Here is a 20,604-nt window from a genome sequence, read left to right as displayed (position 1 = left end):
CGCTTCTCCTGTTTTTTTCTTGTTTGCATCAGGGCAGTGAAGGATCGATCGCGAACTGGAATTCCATTTCAACCAACGCCCCCAACGGGAGCGCCGCCACACCCATCGAGGTGCGCGCAGGTGGGGTCCGGCCCTGGAAGAATGCCTCCCAGTGCTGATTGATCACGCCGAACTGGGCGAAGTCGGCGCAGTAGATTCGCGCCAGCATCAATTGCTCCAGCGCAATCCCCAGTTCCTCGCACAAGCCGCTGAGGTTGAGCAGGATCTGCCGGGCTTCAGCAGCCATGCCACCGGCCACCAACCCGCCATGGGCAGGGTCGAGGCCGACCAAGCCAGAGACGTGGATGAAGCCACCCGCCCGCACCACGGGGCTGTAGGCGAAATGTGGCGCAGGCAGCGTGCGGCTGGCCAGAGGGGTCCAGGTGCCAGGGGTTGCCAGGGCGGTCGACGCGGTCATTTTCTTATTCTCATTAAGTACGTATACGTCCTAAGTGAGATCCATGCTATGACCGCTCCATAAAGCTGTCAACGGATTTATCGGCAAGTTTTTCCGTTAAAATCATACGTACACGGTCATTTACCCCAGGCTTGAATCGGCCTGGCGAAACGCCAATACTTAAGTCGCTGATTCGCCTGACAAATAGTACGTGCACGTACATAATCATCGATCCCAGGATCGCCACCCGCAAGGAACGACCGGACCCCCAATGCCAACCACCCGCACGGCCTCGCCCGCGAAACTTTCCCCCGAGAGCCAGACGCTGGTCGACCAGTTCCACCTGGAAGACATCGTTTCCCACCTGCTGCGGCGGGCTCACTTCATGGCGGAAGACCAGTTCAACGCCGAGTTCGCGGCCGAGTCGATCACGCCCCGGCAGAAGGCGGCGCTGATCGTCGTGTCGCAGCACCCGGGCCTTACCCAGAACGCCTTGGCCGGGCACCTGTTCATGGACCGCAACACCGTGGCCGAGATGGTCAAGCGCCTGTGCGCCAACGGCATGCTGGTGCGCGTCAGCGCCAAGCGCGACCAGCGCGCCTACCAGTTGTACCTGGGGGAGGAAGGCGCCAGCCTGCTGGAGCGGGTGCTGCCGCGCGACGCCGAAGTGGAAAGGAAACTGCTGGAGCGCTTGCCCGAAGAGTACCGCCCGCTGTTTCTCAAGTGCCTGAAGCTGATCGTTGGCCCTGAGGAAGACGAGAAGCGCTGAGGTTGTTGCGCCCGTCGATTGGCCTCACCGCCGTCATCGCGGGACGAGCCCGCTCCTACCAGCGGGGCCGACACAGCCCCATGAAACTTTTCCCGCTGGCGCCGCTCCGAGCAGCTTCCACGCCATACTCTTGCCCTACCTTCCACCCCACAGGCGCCGCCATGATCTCGATCGCTGCATTCATCCCCGCCTTCGCCGCCAGCCCCTTCGCCGACGCCACCACCCCCTGGCACCTGGTGGCCAACCTCGAAGCCCTGGTCGACGCCCAGATCGACCACCTGCCCACCGACCAGTACCGCCTCGACGGCCGCGTCGCGGTGCACCGTGACGCGGCCGTCGAGCCCGGCGCCGTGCTCAAGGGCCCGTTGATCATCGGCCCCGGCTGCTTCATCGCCACCGGCGCCTACCTGCGCGGCGGCTGCTGGCTGGAGCGCGACTGCATCCTCGGCCCCGGCGCCGAACTCAAGACCAGCCTGATGTTCGCCGGCAGCAAGCTGGCGCACTTCAACTTCGTCGGCGACTCGATCATTGGCCGTGACGTCAACCTCGAAGCCGGCAGCATCGTCTGCAACTACCGCAACGAGCGCACCGACAAGGAAATCCAAGTGCGCCTGCAAGGCACACTGCACAAGACCGGCGTGCAGAAGTTCGGCGCCTTGCTGGGCGACCACACACGCCTCGGCGCCAACGCGGTGGTGGCACCGGGCGGGCTGCTGCCGATGGGCAGCATCGTGCGGCGCGCGAGCCTGCTGGACCAGGAAAGCGCCTGACCCCACGGGCGCCGCCTCCATGCGGCGCCCTTCTGCACGACGCTGGCGGGCTCGCCTTGAGCCCTGCTGCCTTTTGGTTCACAAATTCCTGAACTGATTATTTATCCCCAGCGATTTTTCCCACCGCCCGCCCTCCCCAGAATCCCATCACCACAATCACAATAACCGTGAGGCCACTCCCGTGGACCAGACCCTCCAGGTACGGCAGGCCGCCGCCGACCTCGTCGCCGCCTTCGCCAGCAACGACACCGCCCGCTACTTCGCCTGCTTCAGCCAAGACGCCACCTTCCTCTTCCACACCCTGCCACAGCCGTTGCTGTCACGCCGCGCCTACGAAGCCTTGTGGGCGCAGTGGCAGGCCGAAGGCTTCGCCGTGCTCGCCTGCGACTCGAGCAACGTGCACGTGAGCCTGCAAGGCGACGTGGCGATCTTCATGCACGACGTGGCCACGCGCCTGCGCATCGCCGGTGAAGAGCACGCCCTGAGCGAGCGCGAGACCATCGTCTTCCGCCGCCAGAACGACGCCTGGCTGGCCTGCCACGAGCACCTGTCGGTCATCAGCCACGCCTGACCCCTGCACCGCGGCCTTGCCGCACCGCCATCGCCCCACAACGACAACAAGCGCGCTGGAGCCCACCATGAGCCACTCGACCGGTATCGAGACCAACGGCGTCGAACAGATCCCCGCCGATCAACGCGACGCCACCCCGCTGGACCTGTTCCGCCTGATCTTCGGCGGTGCCAACACCTTCGCCACCGCCGTGCTGGGCAGCTTCCCGGTGCTGTTCGGGCTGTCGTTCCAGGCCGGGGTCTGGGCGATCCTGCTCGGCGTCGGGGTCGGAGCGCTGATCCTCGCGCCCATGGGCCTGTTCGGCGCACTCAACGGCACCAACAACGCGGTGTCGTCGGGCGCGCACTTCGGCGTGCACGGGCGCATCGTCGGCTCGTTCCTGTCGCTGCTGACCGCCGTGGCGTTCTTCTCGCTGTCGGTGTGGAGCTCGGGCGACGCGCTGATCGGCGGCGCCAAGCGCCTGGCCGGGCTGCCGGAAACCGACCTCACCCTGGGCCTGGCCTACGGCCTGTTCGCGGTGCTGGTGCTGGTGGTGTGCATCTATGGCTTCCGCTTCATGCTGTGGGTCAACAAGATCGCCGTGTGGGCCTCGAGCCTGCTGTTCCTGCTGGGCATCTTCGCGTTCGCCGGGCCGTTCGACGCCGGCTACGCCGGCAGCGTCAACCTCGGCCAGGCCGGGTTCTGGGCAGCGTTCGTCGGGGCGGCGATCCTGGCCATGAGCAACCCGGTGTCGTTCGGCGCGTTCCTCGGCGACTGGTCGCGCTACATCCCGCGGCAAACACCGAAGGCGCGGATCATGCTGGCGGTGATCGCCGCCCAGGCCGCCACCTTGATTCCGTTCCTGTTCGGCCTGTGCACCGCCACCCTGGTGGCCAGCCAGGCGCCAGACTACATCGCCGCCAACAACTACGTCGGCGGCCTGCTGGCGATCTCGCCGACCTGGTTCTTCCTGCCGGTGTGCCTGATCGCGGTGATCGGCGGCATGTCCACCGGCACCACCGCGCTGTATGGCACCGGCCTGGACATGTCCAGCGTGTTCCCGCGCCTGCTCAGCCGCGCCGCCGCTACCTTGCTGATCGGCGTGCTGGCCATCGGCTTCATCTTCATCGGCCGCTTCGCCTTCAACCTGGTGCAGAGCGTGTCGACCTTCGCGGTGCTGATCATCACCTGCACCAGCCCGTGGATGGTGATCATGATCCTCGGCCTGATCACCCGCCGCGGCTTCTACCACGCCGACGACCTGCAGGTGTTCACCCGCGGCCAACGCGGTGGCCACTACTGGTTCCTGCATGGCTGGAACTGGCGCGGCATGGGCGCGTGGATCCCCAGCGCCGCCGTGGGCCTGTGCTTCGTCAACCTGCCGGGGCAGTTCGTCGGCCCGCTGGGCGAACTGGCCGGCGGCATCGACCTGAGCCTGCCGGTGACGCTTGGCATCGCCGGCGTGCTGTACCTGATCCTGCTCAACCTGTTCCCTGAACCTGCTGGCGTCTACGGCCCCCAAGGCCCGCGCTGGGTGCGCTGCAAAAGCGCGCCGGCGACGCCGGTGACCACTGCCGAAATGGCCTGACTGGAATCCGACCATGACCACTCCTCACTACATCGACGGCCGCTGGGTCGAAGGCCAAGGCAACGACTGCATCAGCGTCAGCGACCCGTCCCTGGGCCTGCCGTTCGCCGAACTGCTGTCGGCCAGCGGCGCCCAGGTCGACCAGGCCGTGAGCGCCGCGCGCCGCGCCCTGCCGGCCTGGCAAGCCACCACCCCCGCCGAACGCGCCGCCCTGCTGCGCGGCTTCGCCGAACAGCTCGGTGCGCGCCGCGAGACGCTGATCGCCTTGCAGATGCGCAACAACGGCAAGCCGCGCCACGAGGCGGAAATCGACCTGGACGACGCGGTGGCGACCTTCGCCTACTACGCCGACCTGGCCGAACAACTGCCGCAGAAGAACCGTGACGTAGCGCTGGCCGCGCCAGGCTTCACCGCCCGCACGCGCCTGGAGCCGGTCGGCGTGGTCGGCCTGATCGTGCCGTGGAACTTCCCGCTGGTGACCAGCGCCTGGAAGCTCGCCCCGGCGCTGGCCGCTGGCTGCACCGTGGTGCTCAAGCCCTCGGAGGTCACCCCGCTGATCGAGCAGGCCTACGGGCAGATCGCCGACGCCGTCGGCCTGCCCGCCGGCGTGCTGAACATCGTCAACGGCAAGGCCGAGACCGGCGCCGCGCTGAGCAGCCACAACGGCCTGGACAAGCTGTCGTTCACCGGCAGCAATGCCGTCGGCAGCCAGGTGATGCGCAGCGCCTCGGCGCAGTGCCGCCCCGTCACCCTGGAGCTGGGTGGCAAGTCGGCGATCGTGGTGTTCGACGATTGCGACCCGGACCAGGCGGTGGAGTGGATCGTCGCCGGCATCACCTGGAACGCCGGGCAGATGTGCTCGGCCACCTCGCGCCTGCTGGTGCAGGACGGTATCGCCGATGCGCTGCTGCCGCGTCTGCAAGCCGCGCTGGCGCAACTGCGCGTGGGCAACCCGCTGGCTGAGGAAGACGTGACCATGGGCCCGCTGACCAGCCAGGCGCAATGGTTGAAAGTGGCCGGTTACTTCGCCACCGCCCGCGAGGAAGGCCTGACCTGCCTGGCCGGTGGCCAGGCGCTGGAACGTGATGGCTGGTTCGTCGCCCCGACGCTGTACGTGGATGTGCCCCAGAGCAGCCGCCTGTGGGTGGAGGAGATCTTCGGCCCGGTGCTGTGCGCACGGCGCTTCAGCACCGAAGACCAGGCCATCGCCCAGGCCAACGACAGCCGCTTCGGCCTGGTCGCCACCGTGTGCAGCGCCGACCTGGCACGCGCCGAACGCGTGGCCGATGCGCTGGAGGTGGGGCATGTGTGGATCAACTCGGTGCAGGCGGTGTTCGTCGAGACGTCGTGGGGCGGCACCAAGGGCAGCGGGATCGGGCGTGAGCTGGGGCCGTGGGGGTTGTCGGCCTACCAGTCGGTGAAGCATGTGACGCGCTGCCTGGGTTGAACCGGCATCTTGTGATCGGCGCCGCGCAGCCGCCCGGATAACAGGGTGTCGCTGCCGGCCTCATCGCGGGGCAAGCCCGCGCCTACAGGTACCCCGCTGCCTTGAGCAACAGCCCCGCGATTGGGGCGCACGGCGCCCCCTCGCCTCACACCGTCGGGTCCACCGGCCGCTGCGCTTCCTGCACCAACACCATGCTCTGCGGCGACGACAGCGCGATGCCTTCATCACGCAACCGCCCAAGAATGGTGAACAGCAGATCACTGCGCGCCCCGGACACCTGCCGCGGCCCCGCCACGTAACCGCTGACGCTCAGCACCATGCCACTGGCCGTCAGGTCCTTGAACGTCACCGAAGGCGCCGGCGCATCGAGGATCGCCTCATGCTCGCGGTACGCCGCCAGCAGCAGGTCGCGCACATGGTTGGCATCGGTCTCCAGCGGCAGGGTCAGGGTCACGCCGACCACGCCCAGGGCGTTGGCCATGGTCACGTTGCGCACGTTCTGCGAGATGAACTGCGAGTTCGGCACGATCACCGTCGAGCGATCGGACATCTGGATCTCGGTGGCACGCACGTTGATGCGGCGAATGTCGCCCTCGACCCCGGCCAGGCTCACCCAGTCACCCACCTTCACCGGACGCTCGGTCAGCAGGATCAAACCGGAAATGAAGTTCTGCACGATCTGCTGCAAGCCGAAACCGATACCCACCGACAGCGCACTGACCACCCAGGTCAGGCTGGTCAGGTTGATGCGCAGGGTCGACATCACCAGCATCGCCAGGAACAGGAAGCCCAGGTAGCCCACCAGGGTCACCAGCGAGGCGCGCATGCCGGCGTCCATGTCGGTTTCCGGCAGCAGGCGCTCGCTCAACCAGCGCTTGACCACGCGAATGGCGAACAGCCCGCCGACGAAGATCGCCACCGCCAGGAAAATATCCTGGGGCACGATGCTCAGGCTGCCGAGCGCCTTGCCGCCAGTGCCATCCCAATCCGCCAGGCTCAGCAGCAGCTCGCCGGGGCTGGTGCCCGAGGGCATGAACGCCAGCAGCACGGCGACGAACAACAGCACCGTGCGGCCGATGCCCGCCAGCACGGTGCTGACCTGCGCCTGGTGGCGCTGCTGCATGCCCAGGGCCGAGGCCAGGGCCAGCCCAGCCGGCTCGCGCGGCGACAGCAGGGTCTCGCAGAGGTCGCCGAACAGCGTCACCAGCAGGTAGGCGCAGGTGGTGACCACGCTGATCCACAACAACTTGGCGGTGAGGAAATAGGCCAAGGTCAGGTAGCCCGCCAGCAGCGCCAACAGGATCGCCACCACCCACACCACCACCACGAAGGGGATCAGCCCGGCCAGGCCCGCCGGGCGCGGCAAGCCGTGCTGGCGCCGGGTACGGCGGTAGCGCACCAGGGCGGCGACGAAGAGCAGCGACACCACCAGCGCGGTCAGGCCGTTGGTCGCCACGGTCAGCGCCAGGCTGGTGCCGATCACGCTGTTGACCCGCTCCTGGGTCAGCAGCAGCACCAGCGCCAGGGCCAGCACTTGGGGGAACCAGCCCAGGGCGCTGGCCACTTCGTCGGGGATCGGCGGCAGGCGCCAGGACGGGCGTTGCAGCATCAGCATGGCGCGGCCCAGGCCAGCGATGAAGGCGCTGAACACCACCAGGGTGAGCACGTGGTTGGTCAGGCTGGCGAGGTCGGTGCCCAGCTCGGCGTTGGTCTCCAGGCCCCAGCGCAGCAGCGACACGGCGCCGGCGATGGTCGACAGCGTGGCCAGGCTGACGCCCACCGCCAGCGCGCTGCGGCGCAGGCGCCCTTCCGGCAGCCAGCGGATCATCGCCTGGGCCAGCAAGCGTTCGAGCACGCGCCGCAGCAGGGTCCAGACCAGCACCGCCGCCACCAGGCTGGCGATGAACAGCCAGCGGTGCTCGGCGCTGAAGGCGCTGGCCAGGGCGTCGGCGGCCTCGCCACGCAGGTCGCGCAGGCGCGCCACGTCGTCATCGGTGGGGCGGATCAAGCTCGACCAGAACGCCGGGCTCAAGGGGGTGGCGGCACGGCTGGTGATCTGCGAGTTGAACAGGCTGCGGCGCAGGTTGACGATCTGCGTGGCCAGGTCGCGGGCCGACTGGGTCAGCTGGATGGCCTGCTGTTGCTGGGCCTGCAAGGCCTTTTTCTCGTCGGCCAGCTGCTTGCGCTGGCGGGTGATGCTGTCGGCTTCGTCGGGCAATACCGGGCCGAGCACGTTGAGCTGGTCGTCCAGGCGCTCGACGTCGGTGGTGCGCAGCGTGCCCAGGGCATCGGCCTGGCGCTGCACCTGCAAGGCGGCCTGGCGCAGCTGCGAGAGCAGGTCGTCGTTGGCGTTGCTGGTCACGCCCTGGCGCACCAGGTCGAGCCGGTCGTTCAGTTGCGCCAGGCTGGCGTCTTCCTCCAGCGTCGGCAACCCGTCGCTGAGCAGCCGCGACACCGGCGTGGCGCCGGCCGACCAGGCCGGCATGGCGGCCACACACAAAAGCAGGGCGACAATCCCCGCATACACTCGCCAAAGGCTTACGCGCCCCATCGACTTCCCCTACAGACAAACGGACAGGGCGGGAATTCTACGCTGCCGCGCGGCTCAGGTGAGTACCGTTTCTCGGTCCAGCAACTGGCGCTTGCGCTCCACGCCCCAGCGGTAGCCACTGATGTCGCCGTCGCGGCGCACCACGCGGTGGCAGGGAATGGCCACGGCGATGCGGTTGGCCGCGCAGGCCAGGGCCACCGCGCGCACGGCCTTGGGCGCGCCGATGCGCTCGGCGATGTCGCTGTAGCTGACCCGCCCCCCGGCCGGCACTTCGCGCAGGGCCTGCCACACACGCTCCTGGAACGCCGTGCCCTGCACGTCCAGCGGCAGCGCCAGGCCCAGGCCAGGCTGCTCGACGAAGCCCACCACCTCGGCGACCAGGCGCTCGAACGCAGCGTCGCCGCCGATCAGCCGGGCCTTGGGGAACTGGTCCTGGAGGTCGTGCAGCAGGGCTTCGGGGTCATCACCCAGCAGGATCGCGCAGATGCCCCGCTCGCTTTGCGCCACCAGGATCGCGCCGAGGAAGCACTGGCCGAGGGCGAAGTGGATGGTCGCCCCGGCACCACCGGCGCGAAACGCGCGCGGGCGCATGCCCAGGCGCTGGCCGGCGTTTTCGTAGAAGCGGCTGGTGGCGTTGTAACCGGCCTCGAAGATGGCGTCGGTGACCGAGCCTGCGCCCTCCAGCCGCTCGCGCAGGCGCCGGGCGCGGAAGGCGCTGGCGTAGGCCTTGGGGGTGAGGCCGGTTTCGGCCTTGAACAGGCGATGCAGGTGGAAGGGGCTGACACCCAGGGCGGCGCCGAGCTGGTCGAGGCTGGGGGGTGTCTCGCGGGCTTCGATCAGGCGGCAGGCGCGGGTGGCCAGCTCGGTGCGGCGGGTCTCGGGGCGGGTGATGCCACAGCGCTTGCAGGCGCGGTAGCCGGCGGCTTCGGCGCTGGCGGCATCGGCGAAGAATTCGACGTTCTCGCGTTTGGCCATGCGCGAAGTGCAGCCGGGGTTGCAGTACACGCCGGTGGTGCGCACGGCGTAGACGAAATGGCCGACGGCTGCGCGATCACGGGTTTGCACGGCCTGCCAGCGTTGGGTTTCGGTGGTGTACATCATGGCAGTCCTCGGTTCTGGATTATGGGGTGGTCATGCCGCCCCTATCGCGGGGCAAGCCCGCTTCCACAGGTACGGCGTCGTTGACGAAGGCAGCGGGGTACCCGCGATAGGGCCGGCCCAGCCAACAGCCCGCTCAGGCCCGCCACAGGTACCATGCCGCCACCGTCCGATGCGGGCTCCACACCCCACCCAGCGAACGCATCTGCGCGGGCGTCGGCGCCTTGTCCAACCCCTTGAGCCGGCGATATCCCTCGCGCACACCGAAATCGTCCACGGGCAGAATGTCCGAACGCTCCAGGCTGTAGATCAGCAACATCTCCACCGTCCAGCGCCCTACCCCGCGCAGGGCCACCAGCCGCTCGATCAATGCCTCGTCGCCAAGCCCCCGGGCTTCCTCCAGCCCCGGCACACGGCCTTCCAGGCACGCCTGGGCGATGCCCTGCACCGTCGCCAGCTTGCTCGCCGAGAAGCCACAGGCGCGCAGGATGTCGGGGTCGGTGGCGAGCAACTGCTCCGGCGTGGGGAACGGCACCTGTGGGTACAGCGCCAGCAAACGCCCTAGGATCGCCTCCGCCGCTCGCGCATGCAGTTGCTGGTAGGCAATCGCCCGCACCAACACCTCGTAAGGCTCGCGCCCCAGCGTGGCGCGATGCAGGCACGGGCCGACGGCCTCGATGTGCCGCGCCCAGTCAGGGTCGAGCGACTGCAGGAAGCCCGTTGCCTGGGCGAACGCGGCGGGTGAAAGATCGGCCTTGATCATGGCGCTGAATACCGGTGGCGCGACGGGATGTTCATCTTAGACCAGCCGTTCATCGGCGAAACGCCGAATCTTGCGCGACTAATTCCAAGGCTGGCGTTGCCCCGTGCCACCCGCGCCACATAGAATTGAGAAACATTAACAATCGCACCTTCTTTCCACCCCGGGACCCGCCACACGATGCAGAGCCACGAGACGCTCAAGCCCGCCGAGGTCGACCTGCTCTACCAAACCCACCACGCTTGGCTGCGCGGTTGGCTGCGGGCGCGGGTCGGGTGCCGGGAACACGCCGCCGACCTCGCCCAGGACACCTTCGTGCGCCTGCTGCGCGCCCGTCAGGTGTCGCCGCTGAAGGAGCCCCGCGCCTACCTCAGCAGCATCGCCCGCGGCCTGATGATCGACCAGTTCCGCCGCCGCGCCCTGGAACGCGCCTACCACGAGAGCCTGGCCAACATGCCGGAGGCCGAGGCGCCCAGTGAAGAACACCGCCTGGTCATCCTCGACACCCTCGAACGCCTGGACCGTGCCCTGCGGCAGCTCAAGCCACGGGCGCGCCAGGCGTTTCTGCTGGCGCAGCTCGACGGCCTGAGCATCGCGCAGATCGCCCAGCGCCTGGCGGTGTCGCGAGCCACCGTCGAGCGCGACCTGGCCAAGGCCCTGGGCACCTGCTACCGGTTGCGCTATGCCGACGCCTGAACGCATCCCGGCCCAGGCCCAGGTCGACCAGGCCATCGACTGGCTGGTGAAGCTGCGCTTCGACGAGCCCTGCGCGCGCAACGAGCAGCAGTTCCAACAGTGGCTGGCCAGCCACCCGCACAATGCCTTGGCCTGGCAGCGGGTCACCCGCCTGGGCGACGAGCTGGCCGGCCTGCCCGGCGAACTCAGCCGGCGCACCCTCGCCAGCCGCCAGGCCCAGCGCGGCAGCCGGCGCGACCACCTCAAGCTGCTGGCCGTGCTGGCGGTGGGCGGCGGCCTGGCGTGGGGTGCCCGCGAGCCGCTGGGCCTGCCGGCGCTGTTGGCCGACAGCAGCACCGCCACCGGCCAGCGCCGTGCGCTGCAAGGCAGCGACGGCAGCCATCTCCAGCTCAACACCGCCAGTGCCATCGACCTGCGCTACGACGCCGACCAGCGCCTGCTGACCCTGGTGCGCGGCGAGGTCAGCCTCGACAGCAACGCCAACGACACCCGCCCCTTCCATATCGCCACCGCTATCGCCGAGCTGGCCACGCGCAACGGCCAACTGCTGTTGCGCGAGAACGACCAGGGCCTGCTGCTGGCGGTGCGCCGTGGCGAGGTCATGCTCTTCCCCGACTCGGCCGCCCCGCGCCTGGTGCGCCCAGGCGAGGTGCTGCAAGTGAGCGCCGACGGCCAGGCCCTGGCCGCCGTGCTGCACGGCGACCCGTGGGGCTGGACCGACGGCGTGCTCAGCGTGCAACAGATGCCGCTGGGCGAGTTCGTCGCCGAGCTGGCGCGCTACCGCCCGGGCGTGCTGCGCTGCGCGCCGGAGGTGGCCGACCTCAAGGTGTCCGGCACCTACCAGTTGGACGACAGCGAACAGATCCTGCTGCTGCTCGCCCGCTCGCTGCCGGTGCGCATCGACTACCGCACGCGCTACTGGGTGAGCATCGGCGCGGCCTGAGCAAAAAACAAAAAATAAATGAGGCGGAATCTCATTCTCGTTCGGCCCTAAAGGAACACAGCCCGAAAAGTGGCCACACAACCTTTAGGAGCGCTTCATGATTCACCCGTGTTCTCCTCGCAACGACCGGCTGCGCAGCGCCGTGCGCGCGGCGATCTTCGGCCTTGGGCTCGGCGGCCCCTGCGCACTGCCCGCCCTTGTCCAGGCCGCACCGATCAGCCAAGGCCAGCAGCTTGACTGGAACATCGCGCCCGGCCCGCTGGCGGGCGCCCTGGACCAGTTCGCCCGCCAGGGCGGGCTGAGCCTGTCGTTCGACGCGAACAGCCTCGAAGGCAAGACCACCCGTGGCGTGCAAGGCCGCCACGACAGCGCCCGGGCACTGATGATCCTGCTCCAGGGCAGTGACGTGCAGGTGCAGCAGGAAAGCGACAAGAGCTTCCTGTTGATCCCGGCGATCGACGCGAACGGCGCCCTGGAGCTGGGCGCCACCACCGTCTCCAGCAACCGCCTGGGCGAGACCACCGAGCACAGCGGCTCCTACACCACCGGCGCGGTGACCATCGGCAAGACCGCGCAAAGCCTGCGCCGCACCCCGCAGTCGGTGACCGTGGTGACGCGCCAGCGCCTCGACGACCAGAACATCACCAACCTCACCAACCTGCTGGAGCAGACCCCCGGCGTGGTGGTCAACCTCACCGACAGCGAGCGGGTGCAGTACTACTCGCGCGGCTATGCCATCGACGCCATCCAGTACGACGGCGCCACCGTGGTGCAGAGCAGTGGCGGCGGTTCGTTCATCCAGAGCGACTCGGCGATCATCGACCGCGCCGAGATCCTGCGCGGCGCCACCGGCATGCTGCGCGGCGCCGGCAACCCGTCGGGCACGGTCAACCTGGTACGCAAACGCCCGACCTACACGTTCCAGGGCGAAGGCAGCGTGACCCTGGGTTCGTGGGACGCCCAGCGCTACGTCGCCGACCTCTCCGGCCCCCTGACCGAAACCGGCAACGTGCGTGGCCGGGTGATCGCCGTGCACGATGACAAGGACCTGTTCCAGGACGCGCGCCAGGAGCGCAAGGACGTGTTCTACGGCGTGCTGGCCTTCGACCTGAACGACGCCACCACCCTGACCACCGGCCTGGAATGGACCCAGCTCGACGCCACCGGCGCCTGGGGCAACCTGCCGGCCAACTACGACGGCTCGCCCCTGCCGCTGGGCCGCAGCACCTACCTGGGCGCCGACTGGAACCGCTGGGACCGCAGCAACCTGCAGGCCTTCGCCGAGCTCGAACACCGCTTCGACAACGACTGGAAGCTCAAGCTGATGGCCCAGCGCACCCACTTCGAGCTGGATGACCACGGTTTCAAGCAGACCTACTTCACCCGCGCCACGGGCGCCGCCAACCCGGGCAACAACCCGTACCTGATGAACTACCAGGTCACCGAGGGCGATGGCGGCGAGAGCCTGCAGAACAACCTGAGCGCCACGCTCAATGGCCCGTTCGAGCTGTTCGGCCGTACCCATGAACTGATGGTCGGCGTGGAGCGCATCCGCAACGACTCCTATGCCTCGGCCACCCACTTCGTGGCCTCGGGCGTGTTCGACATCCGCAACTGGGACCCCAAGACCAGCCTGGCCGAGCCGAACATCGACATCACCGCCCACCCGGTGCGCACCCGCACCACCCAGGAAGGCGCCTACGCCACCTGGCGCCTGTCGCTGACCGACGCGCTGACCGCGATCGTCGGCGCGCGCAACAACGGGTACGACTACGAGCAGGAGAACAACACCCGCGCCAGCGGCAAGTTCAGCGTCGACAACGAGCTGGTGCCCTACGGCGCGCTGATCTACGACCTCAACGAGCACTTCAGCACCTACGCCAGCTACACCGAGATCTTCAACCCGCAGACCGCCACCAACGCCGCCGGTTCAGTGCTTGCGCCGGTCACAGGCGAGGCCTACGAAACGGGGATCAAGGGCGAGTTCTACGAGGGCCGGCTGAACACCTCGCTGGCGTTCTTCCGCATCTACCAGGTCGGCAACCCGCTGGACGACATCAGCGGCCCCAACCCCTGCCTGCCCAACTACACCACCGGCTATTGCAAGGTCGCCGCGGGCAAGAACCGCAGCCAGGGCTTCGAGCTGGAGATTTCCGGCGAGCTGCTGCCGGGCTGGAACGTCAGCGGCGGCTACACCTACAACACCACCGAGTACCTGAAGGACACCACCGGCAACAACGGCAACCCGATCCGCACCACCGACCCCAAGCGCATGCTGCGGCTGTTCACCAGCTACCGCCTGCCGGGCGCGCTGGATGCCTGGACCGTGGGCGGGGGCGTGCAGGCGCAAAGCGGCATCTACAACCGCAGTGGCACGGCCGAGGCGTCGCAGTCGGGGTATGCGGTTTACAACGCGATGGTCAACTACAGGTTCAACGAGCATTACTCGCTGCAACTGAACGCCAACAACCTCTTCGACAAGCAGTACTACCGCCAGGTGGCGCCGACGCCGACCGGGTATTACTGGGGGGATCCGCGCAATGTGTCGGTGACCCTGCGCGGGACGTTCTGACAGCGGCGCCCCCCTCGCGCAGCAAGTCCCCAGGTACAGCGCCGTATTCAATGACGGCGCTGTGCCTGCGGACTTGCCCCGCGATGGCGCCCGCCCATTCACCCCATGCCCGTCAGTCCACCACAGCCCGCAACCGCCCCGCCCGCCGGTAAGACTGCCGCGCGAAACACACGAACAGCCCCGCCATCACCGCCAGCGCCATGGGCAGCCCATGCGGCGCCACATCCATCGCCGCGCCGCTGGCCAGCGGCCCCACCAGGCTGCCGACGCCCCACAGCAGCCCCACGCTGGCATTCGCCGTCACCAGGTCCTGCCCCTTGAAGCGCTGGCCGATCAGCACCAGCGCCAGGGTATAGATGCCCCCCGCCACTGCGCCCAGCAGCACCAGCAGCGGCCACAGCAGCCAAGTCATCTGCAACAACCACGGCAGGCCGATGCCGATGGCCATGGCCACCAGCCCGCACACCAGGTGCAGCCCGGTGCGCTCGACCCGGTCGGCGAGCCAGCCCAACGGCAGTTGGAAGAGCATGTCGCCGGCGAACACCACGGTCACCATCAGCGCCGCCACGCCCACGGCGAAACCATGGCTGGTGGCGTACACCGGCAGCAGCGACAGCACCACGGCATCGAAGAACGAGAAGAACAGCACCGCCACGCACAGCGCTGGCGCCACACGGAAGAAGCCGGCCAGGGTGAAGCTTTTCCCGCCCTCCTCGCCATGCGCCACGTGGTCGTTGGGCACGGTCAGCACGATGCACAGCAGCGCCAGGCCATAGCAGGCGGTGACCACGCCGGTCACCCACGGGCTGTTGGCGCCGACCACCGCCAGCATCGCCGGGCCGAGCACCTGGAAACCGGTGAAGCTGGTGGCGTACAGCGCCATGATCTTGCCGCGGTTGTGCTCCGGGCACAGCTCGTTGACCCACGACTCGCCGAGGATGATCGCCACGCCCATGCCAATGCCCAGCCCCAGGCGCAGCAGCGCCAGCAGCCACAGCGACGAAAACGCCCACTCCAGCAGGGCGATGCTCAGGGTGCACAGGCTGAAGCACAGCAGGTAGATAGTGCGCCGGGTGAGGTGCCGGCAGCAGGCGTCGACCATGAACGCCGAGAGCATCATCCCCGCGGCGGGAATGGCCGAAATGACGCCGATCTCCAGGGTGCCCGCGCCGCCCTCGTGCAAACGCAGCGACACCAGCGGCAGGCTGGCCCCCAGGCTGAAGCCGATGACGGACACGGCGAACAACAGGCCCGCCAGCAAACGCATGTTCATGTACCACTCCTGACAACACTGAAAATAGAGGTGCGAACGCACGCGCCCCAGCACGCCAAACGGGGCGCACAGGCAGGGACGCGGATCAGGTCAGGGTGGAGTGTGGCGAGAAGGTGAAGGCGAACAGCACGCTGCGCCGGCGTTTGAGCACCGTGTCGCTCGGCCACGGGCGACGCGCTGTCGGGGCGACAGGGCGGGCTGGGCTGAGGGGTTGGATGCGGCGCATGGCTTCGTGCAGGGGCATGAGAAGGAGGCCGCACTCTAGGCCAAGGATACTTGGGCCGTCAATCGTGGCGGCGTCACCGCGGGACAAGCCCACAGGTCCCCCGCAGCGCTTGGGGCCAGCGGTGAACCTGTAGCGGGCTTGCCCCGCGATAGGGCCCTCAACGTTTCCCGGTAGAAGGCAAGAACACCGCCAACACCCCAAGCAACGGCAGGAACGAGCACAACCCATACACGTACTCGATCCCCCGCAGGTCCGCCAGGTAGCCCAGCAGCGCCGCGCCGATCCCGCCAAAACCGAACATCAGCCCGAAGAAGATCCCGGCGATCATCCCCACGCTGCCCGGCACCAGCTCCTGGGCATACACCACGATCGCCGAGAACGCCGAAGCCAGGATGAAGCCGATCACCACGCTGAGCACGGTGGTCCAGAACTGGTCGGCGTAAGGCAGCGCCAGGGTGAACGGTGCCACGCCGAGGATCGAGAACCAGATCACCGCCTTGCGCCCGACGCGGTCACCAATCGGCCCGCCGAAGAAGGTGCCCGCCGCCACCGCGCCGAGGAACAGGAACAGGTGCAACTGGGAGCTGGCCACCGAGACGCCGAACTTCTCGATCAGGTAGAAGGTGAAGTAGCTGGTGAAGCTGGCCATGTAGAAGTACTTGGAGAACACCAGCAGCCCGAGCACGATCAGCGCCGCGATCACCCGCTGGCGCGACAGGCCGTGGGTAGCCGCCTGGGCCTTGCGCGCCTTGAACTGGTTGAGGTGGCCCTTGTACCAACGGCGCAGCATCAGGGTCACGCCGAAGAAGAACAGCCCGGCCAGGCCGAACCAGGCCACGTGGGTCTGGCCGAAGGGGATGACGATGGCCGCCGCCAACAGCGGGCCGAGGGCGGAACCGGCGTTGCCGCCGACCTGGAACGTCGACTGCGCCAGCCCGAAGCGCCCGCCGGAGGCCAGGCGGGCGATGCGCGAGGTTTCCGGGTGGAAGGTCGACGAGCCGATGCCGACCAGCGCCGAGGCCAGGAGGATCATCGGGAAGCTGCCGACGAACGCCAGCATGACGATGCCCACCAGCGTGCACAGGGTGCCCAGCGGCAGCAGGTTCGGCGTGGGCCGCTTGTCGGTGAACAAGCCCACCCAGGGTTGCAGCAGCGACGCGGTGATCTGGAAGGTCAGGGTGATCAGGCCGATCTGCGCGAAGCTGAGGCCGTAGTTGGCCTTGAGCATCGGGTAGATCGACGGCAGCACCGACTGGATCAGGTCGTTGATCAGGTGCGCCAGGGCACAGAAGCCGATGATCCGCATCACCAGCGGGCTGCTGGCGGCGGCCGGCGCGCTGCTGGTGGCGGGGGTGGTCTGGGTACTGCTGATGGCCATGAGGGGTTGGTCCGTCCGCGGGTTGGGATCCGATTATTAGAAACATATGGATACGAAGCCACCCTTAATTTGCCTGGAGCATGCCCTCGGGGAAGAAAATCGCCTGTAGGCGCGATACAGAACGGTTGTGAAGGCGAATGCTGTTGTCCGGTCTGTGCCGGCCTCATGCGGGCTTGCCCCGCGATGAGGCCGGCACAGATACCCGCACGTACCACCCGTCCGCCACTTACTTGCAAATGGTTCTCACTATATTTAGCATCTTCCGCTCATGCCCCCGTAGACATTGGGCCAAACCGCCCTCTTCACGAGTAGCCGTCCATGAACGCGATGCCCGCCCTGCCGTTCCCGCACGATCCGCAACGGCAAGCACTCGAGTGGTTCACCCGCCTGCGCCAGCCCGGCACCGACGAACGCCAGCGCAAGGCTTTCGCCGCCTGGTGCCAAGACCCGGAGAACGCCCACGCGTTCGCCGAACTCGAAGCCCGCTGGCAGCAATTGCACACCTCGCCTGCGCGCCCTCGGCCACGCCAGGCCAAGGTCCGCCGCAGCCATGTGGGCAAACTGCTGGCCGCGCTGTTCCTATTGCTGCTCGCCGCCCTCGCCTACCTTTACTGGCCACTGATGCAGCGCCTGGGCAGCGAACTGCACACCGCCGCCGGCGAACGCCGCAGCGTGCGTCTGGCCGACGGCTCGACCCTGCACCTGGACAGCGCCAGCGCGGTAAACGTCGACCTGCGCAGCCGCACCCGCCAGTTGCAGCTGGTGCAAGGCCAGGTGTACCTGGAACTGATGCTCGATGGCCGGGCCATGGAAATGCAGGTCGACGACGCACGCATACAGGTATTCGGCACCCGCCTGATGCTCGCCCGCTGGGCCGACCACGATGAGCTGCGGGTCATCAGCGGCAAGGCCGTGATCAGCCAGGGCGGCGACCAGCGCATGCTGTCCGCCGGCGAACGGGTGACCTTCACCGGCGCACGCATCAACCCGGTGGAAAAGGCCGACGACAAGGGCGCCGACGCGTGGCGCAGCGGCCACCTGCAGGTGCGTGAAATGCCCTTGGGCCAGGTGCTCGAACGCCTCGCCGGCTACCAGGGCAAACGCGCCTGGGTGCTGGACGAGCAGACCGCCTATCGGCGCATCAGCGGCGACTTCAACCTCGACCGCACCGCCGAAAGCCTCGAGCGGCTGGCCACCGAACAGCGCTTGCGGCTGCACAGCGTGCCCGGCCTTGGGTTGATCGCTCGATGACCACCGGTCACCCGGCTAAGCGGTTGAAAGCCCGGAAATTTTTTTGTGAGCGGGTGTTGACAGAGCGGGGTTTCGAGCGAATAATGCGCGCCATCTTGGCTACATAGCTCAGTTGGTTAGAGCACGGCATTCATAATGCCGGTGTCCGGGGTTCAAGTCCCTGTGTAGCCACCATCTCCTGAAAAGGGCTTATCGAACGATAAGCCCTTTTTCTTTGCCCGCGATTTCTCTTCAGCGCACTCCCGCCACCGCCACGGCCACCCCCAGGCCGATCCACGCCACGCCAATCACCCGATCCAACACCCGCTGGCGCTCGATCATCGCCGCACGCAAGCGCGCATTGGAAAACACCACCGCCACCACGCTGAACCAGGCCCAATGGGCCACGGACATGAACGCGCCGTAGGCGAAGGCCAGCGCCAGCGTGTCGCCGACTGGGTGAGTGTCGAATGCCAGGCCAGCCTGGCTCACCTGGGCTTGGCGCAGAACGACGACCCGGCGCTGCCATCGCCACCCCAGGTGCGATAACCCGCGGTGTCCAGGTGAATGCGTCCCGAGGGGTAGCGCCCCAGGCCCATGTTCCAGGCCTCGCCATGCTGTTGCCAGAAGCGACACAGCGGGTTGGGGTCGGCCCAGGGCGGCAGCAGCAGGTCGACGGCGAAGGCGCGGGTATGGGCGCTGCCCACGGCGCCGCCGGCGCAGGCGTTGAGCGCAGGGTCGCGATAGGCCGAGACCACCTCGAATTGGCGCAGGATGCCCTGGTCATCGAGGGTCTTGATCAGCGCCAGGGTCGAACGCACCGCCGGCCAGTGGCTGGCGGGCGGCACGGCGAAGGGCTCGGCGCGGCACTGGCGCCAGTCCGAGGCCGAACGCAGCAGTTGGTGAATCGGCACCACGCCGTACAGCCGCGCCTGCACCAGCATCTCGCGCAGCGGCCGGGTCTGATGGTCCCCGGCCCACTGCGCGAACATCCACAGGTCGCGTGTGTCGGCCAGCGCCACACCCGGCCCGCACAACCCCATAGCCATTAGCCATACCCTGGCACTTTTCATCCCCCACCTCTTCATCCAGTATGAGCACGCCCGCCGCCCTGGCGGCCACTGACAAGGAGTTAAGCATGCAAAAGATTGCTGTATCTGGCCTCGCCGCCCTCGCCTTCAGCGGCCTGGCCATGGCCGACGCGCAGGTCGACCTGGGCGATGCCCAGCGCGTCACGCGGCTGTTCGCCTTCCCCAACAACTGCAGCGTGATCTGCTTTCGCGACTGGACCCTGGAGCAGACCGTCGAGCACTACCTGACCCAGAGCGTGCGCCGCGACGGCTACGCCAGCGCCGAGGTGCGGGTGACCCGCGACAACGAAAAACTGCACGCGCACATCAGCCAGGTGCCGGCCAGCTACGCCGAGCCGCTGCGCAAGCTGCTCGACAGCGGCGAACTGGCCTACCAGGGCGCCAGCAAGCTGAACAAAGACGGCAAGTGGGCCTACGACTGGTACCTGTTCCTGCCCCTGGGCATGGCTCTGGAAAACCGTCGCAGCATCGAGCTGCTGCACTTCCCGCCGGACTATTCGCTGACCCAGGCCCAGGACTACCTGCGCTCCAACACCACCGACCGCTGGGCGCAGCTGCTGACCTTCAACGGCGTCGACGCCAGCCAGACCCCGGCCTACCAGACCATCGTCGACATCGCCCCGATCGCCGCCCCGGCCAGCGCCGGCAAGGACCTCGAAGGCACCTACGACTACTTCCGCGACTACCAGGTGCGCATGGTCAAGGAGATGACCCTGCGCAGCGAGGGCAAGCCACTGCCGATGGTCGCCTTCGGCGCACCGGTGCGCAGCTGGATCCAGCAGCAGTACGGGCCGAAGGTGAACGTGCTGGGCCTGGTCAGCATCAGCCCCGAGGCGGGCGCCCAGGTGCCGGTGCTGGGCTCGAACCACCCAAGCGCGATCTGGTACGCGGCGGACAAGGCCAACACCGGCGGCGACCAGGGCAAGGCCGATGCCGCGGGCCTGAAGATGATGGGCCAGGACCTCACCGCCGCCTGCTGGCAGGCCGGCATGGGGCGCAACCCGCAGGCCGACGCCAAGCTGACCCTCGATGCCTGTTCGACCAAATGGCAGGTGACGCAGAAGAAGCAGACCTGCGAGTTGTTCTACCGCACTATCCGCGAGCTGACGCCAGAGCAGGCGGCGGCCAAGTGCAATACCGGGGCGGTGACGCGCAGCCTGCGGGATCTGCGCAAGCCGGTCGAGGTGGAGCAACCGGAAATCTGAAGTTAAGCCATCGCGGGGCAA

General features: G+C 67.8%; 18 protein-coding genes, 1 tRNA gene and 1 pseudogene. 11 read left to right on the top strand and 9 right to left on the bottom strand.

From position 1 onward, the window contains the following. Positions 1–28: 28 nt before the first annotated feature. Entirely contained in the window at positions 29–457 is a 429-nt protein-coding gene (locus tag P0Y43_RS05030; protein ID WP_275636205.1) for a RidA family protein, read from the bottom strand. Positions 458–707: 250 nt separating this feature from the next. Between P0Y43_RS05030 and P0Y43_RS05025 the strand changes: the two genes are divergently transcribed. The 5 genes from P0Y43_RS05025 (at position 708) to P0Y43_RS05005 (ending at position 5,560) form a co-directional block, all read left to right on the top strand. Then, on the top strand, positions 708–1,205 hold the full coding sequence (locus P0Y43_RS05025; protein WP_275636204.1) for a MarR family winged helix-turn-helix transcriptional regulator: 498 nt from the start codon (positions 708–710) through the stop codon (positions 1,203–1,205). 161 nt (positions 1,206–1,366) lie between these two features. After that, entirely contained in the window at positions 1,367–1,975 is a 609-nt protein-coding gene (locus P0Y43_RS05020) for an LpxA family transferase (RefSeq protein WP_275636203.1), read from the top strand. A gap of 181 nt (positions 1,976–2,156) precedes the next feature. Further along, entirely contained in the window at positions 2,157–2,546 is a 390-nt protein-coding gene (locus tag P0Y43_RS05015; RefSeq protein ID WP_275636202.1) for a YybH family protein, read from the top strand. 67 nt (positions 2,547–2,613) lie between these two features. After that, positions 2,614–4,113, top strand: a complete 1,500-nt coding sequence (locus P0Y43_RS05010) for a purine-cytosine permease family protein (RefSeq protein WP_275636201.1) — start codon at positions 2,614–2,616, stop codon at positions 4,111–4,113. Between the two features lie 13 nt (positions 4,114–4,126). Further along, a complete protein-coding gene (locus P0Y43_RS05005) occupies positions 4,127–5,560 on the top strand; it encodes an aldehyde dehydrogenase family protein (protein WP_275636200.1) in 1,434 nt (477 codons plus the stop codon). 145 nt (positions 5,561–5,705) lie between these two features. Here P0Y43_RS05005 and P0Y43_RS05000 read toward each other — a convergent pair whose 3' ends face one another. The 3 genes from P0Y43_RS05000 to P0Y43_RS04990 form a co-directional block, all read right to left on the bottom strand. After that, positions 5,706–8,111: a DUF3772 domain-containing protein gene (locus P0Y43_RS05000; protein WP_275636199.1), complete on the bottom strand. Its 2,406-nt coding sequence runs from the start codon at positions 8,109–8,111 to the stop codon at positions 5,706–5,708. A gap of 54 nt (positions 8,112–8,165) precedes the next feature. Next, positions 8,166–9,212: a bifunctional DNA-binding transcriptional regulator/O6-methylguanine-DNA methyltransferase Ada gene (gene ada / locus P0Y43_RS04995; protein ID WP_275636198.1), complete on the bottom strand. Its 1,047-nt coding sequence runs from the start codon at positions 9,210–9,212 to the stop codon at positions 8,166–8,168. 133 nt (positions 9,213–9,345) lie between these two features. Further along, positions 9,346–9,972: a DNA-3-methyladenine glycosylase family protein gene (locus tag P0Y43_RS04990; protein WP_275636197.1), complete on the bottom strand. Its 627-nt coding sequence runs from the start codon at positions 9,970–9,972 to the stop codon at positions 9,346–9,348. A 177-nt stretch (positions 9,973–10,149) separates the two neighbouring features. On the opposite strand from P0Y43_RS04990, the gene P0Y43_RS04985 reads away from it, so the two are divergent. The 3 genes from P0Y43_RS04985 to P0Y43_RS04975 all read left to right on the top strand — a co-directional run bounded on the left by P0Y43_RS04985 (position 10,150) and on the right by P0Y43_RS04975 (position 14,180). Then, complete coding sequence (locus P0Y43_RS04985) at positions 10,150–10,665, top strand: sigma-70 family RNA polymerase sigma factor (protein ID WP_275636196.1); 516 nt, start codon at positions 10,150–10,152, stop codon at positions 10,663–10,665. Then, positions 10,652–11,608 (top strand): FecR domain-containing protein, encoded by a 957-nt coding sequence (locus P0Y43_RS04980; RefSeq protein ID WP_275636195.1) that lies wholly within the window; start codon positions 10,652–10,654, stop codon positions 11,606–11,608. The genes P0Y43_RS04985 and P0Y43_RS04980 overlap by 14 nt, the downstream gene beginning before the upstream one ends. Positions 11,609–11,705: 97 nt before the next feature. Then, complete coding sequence (locus tag P0Y43_RS04975) at positions 11,706–14,180, top strand: TonB-dependent siderophore receptor (protein ID WP_275636194.1); 2,475 nt, start codon at positions 11,706–11,708, stop codon at positions 14,178–14,180. Between the two features lie 112 nt (positions 14,181–14,292). Here P0Y43_RS04975 and P0Y43_RS04970 read toward each other — a convergent pair whose 3' ends face one another. From P0Y43_RS04970 to P0Y43_RS04960, 3 genes are all read right to left on the bottom strand, one after another. After that, entirely contained in the window at positions 14,293–15,453 is a 1,161-nt protein-coding gene (locus P0Y43_RS04970) for an MFS transporter (protein WP_275636193.1), read from the bottom strand. An 85-nt stretch (positions 15,454–15,538) separates the two neighbouring features. After that, on the bottom strand, positions 15,539–15,697 hold the full coding sequence (locus tag P0Y43_RS04965) for a hypothetical protein (RefSeq protein ID WP_275636192.1): 159 nt from the start codon (positions 15,695–15,697) through the stop codon (positions 15,539–15,541). A 139-nt stretch (positions 15,698–15,836) separates the two neighbouring features. Beyond that, positions 15,837–17,057, bottom strand: a complete 1,221-nt coding sequence (locus P0Y43_RS04960) for an MFS transporter (RefSeq protein ID WP_275636191.1) — start codon at positions 17,055–17,057, stop codon at positions 15,837–15,839. A 318-nt stretch (positions 17,058–17,375) separates the two neighbouring features. On the opposite strand from P0Y43_RS04960, the gene P0Y43_RS04955 reads away from it, so the two are divergent. After that, on the top strand, positions 17,376–18,308 hold the full coding sequence (locus tag P0Y43_RS04955; RefSeq protein WP_275636190.1) for a FecR family protein: 933 nt from the start codon (positions 17,376–17,378) through the stop codon (positions 18,306–18,308). Between the two features lie 97 nt (positions 18,309–18,405). After that, a tRNA-Met gene (locus tag P0Y43_RS04950) sits at positions 18,406–18,482 on the top strand. A gap of 57 nt (positions 18,483–18,539) precedes the next feature. Here the strand turns inward: P0Y43_RS04950 and P0Y43_RS04945 are convergent. Together P0Y43_RS04945 and P0Y43_RS04940 are read right to left on the bottom strand one after the other, a co-directional pair. Beyond that, positions 18,540–18,740, bottom strand: a pseudogene (locus tag P0Y43_RS04945) (LysE family translocator); the annotation flags it as partial. Between the two features lie 35 nt (positions 18,741–18,775). Continuing rightward, positions 18,776–19,360, bottom strand: a complete 585-nt coding sequence (locus P0Y43_RS04940; RefSeq protein ID WP_275636189.1) for a D-Ala-D-Ala carboxypeptidase family metallohydrolase — start codon at positions 19,358–19,360, stop codon at positions 18,776–18,778. A gap of 65 nt (positions 19,361–19,425) precedes the next feature. Between P0Y43_RS04940 and P0Y43_RS04935 the strand changes: the two genes are divergently transcribed. After that, positions 19,426–20,583, top strand: coding sequence for a hypothetical protein (locus P0Y43_RS04935; RefSeq protein WP_275636188.1), 1,158 nt, complete (start codon positions 19,426–19,428; stop codon positions 20,581–20,583). The last annotated feature ends 21 nt before the right edge of the window (positions 20,584–20,604 follow it).

It is taken from the genome of Pseudomonas entomophila, from assembly GCF_029193575.1.
In the GTDB taxonomy this organism is placed as follows: Bacteria; Pseudomonadota; Gammaproteobacteria; order Pseudomonadales; family Pseudomonadaceae; genus Aquipseudomonas; species Aquipseudomonas entomophila_G.
This window is presented reverse-complemented; position numbering and strand designations above follow the sequence as displayed.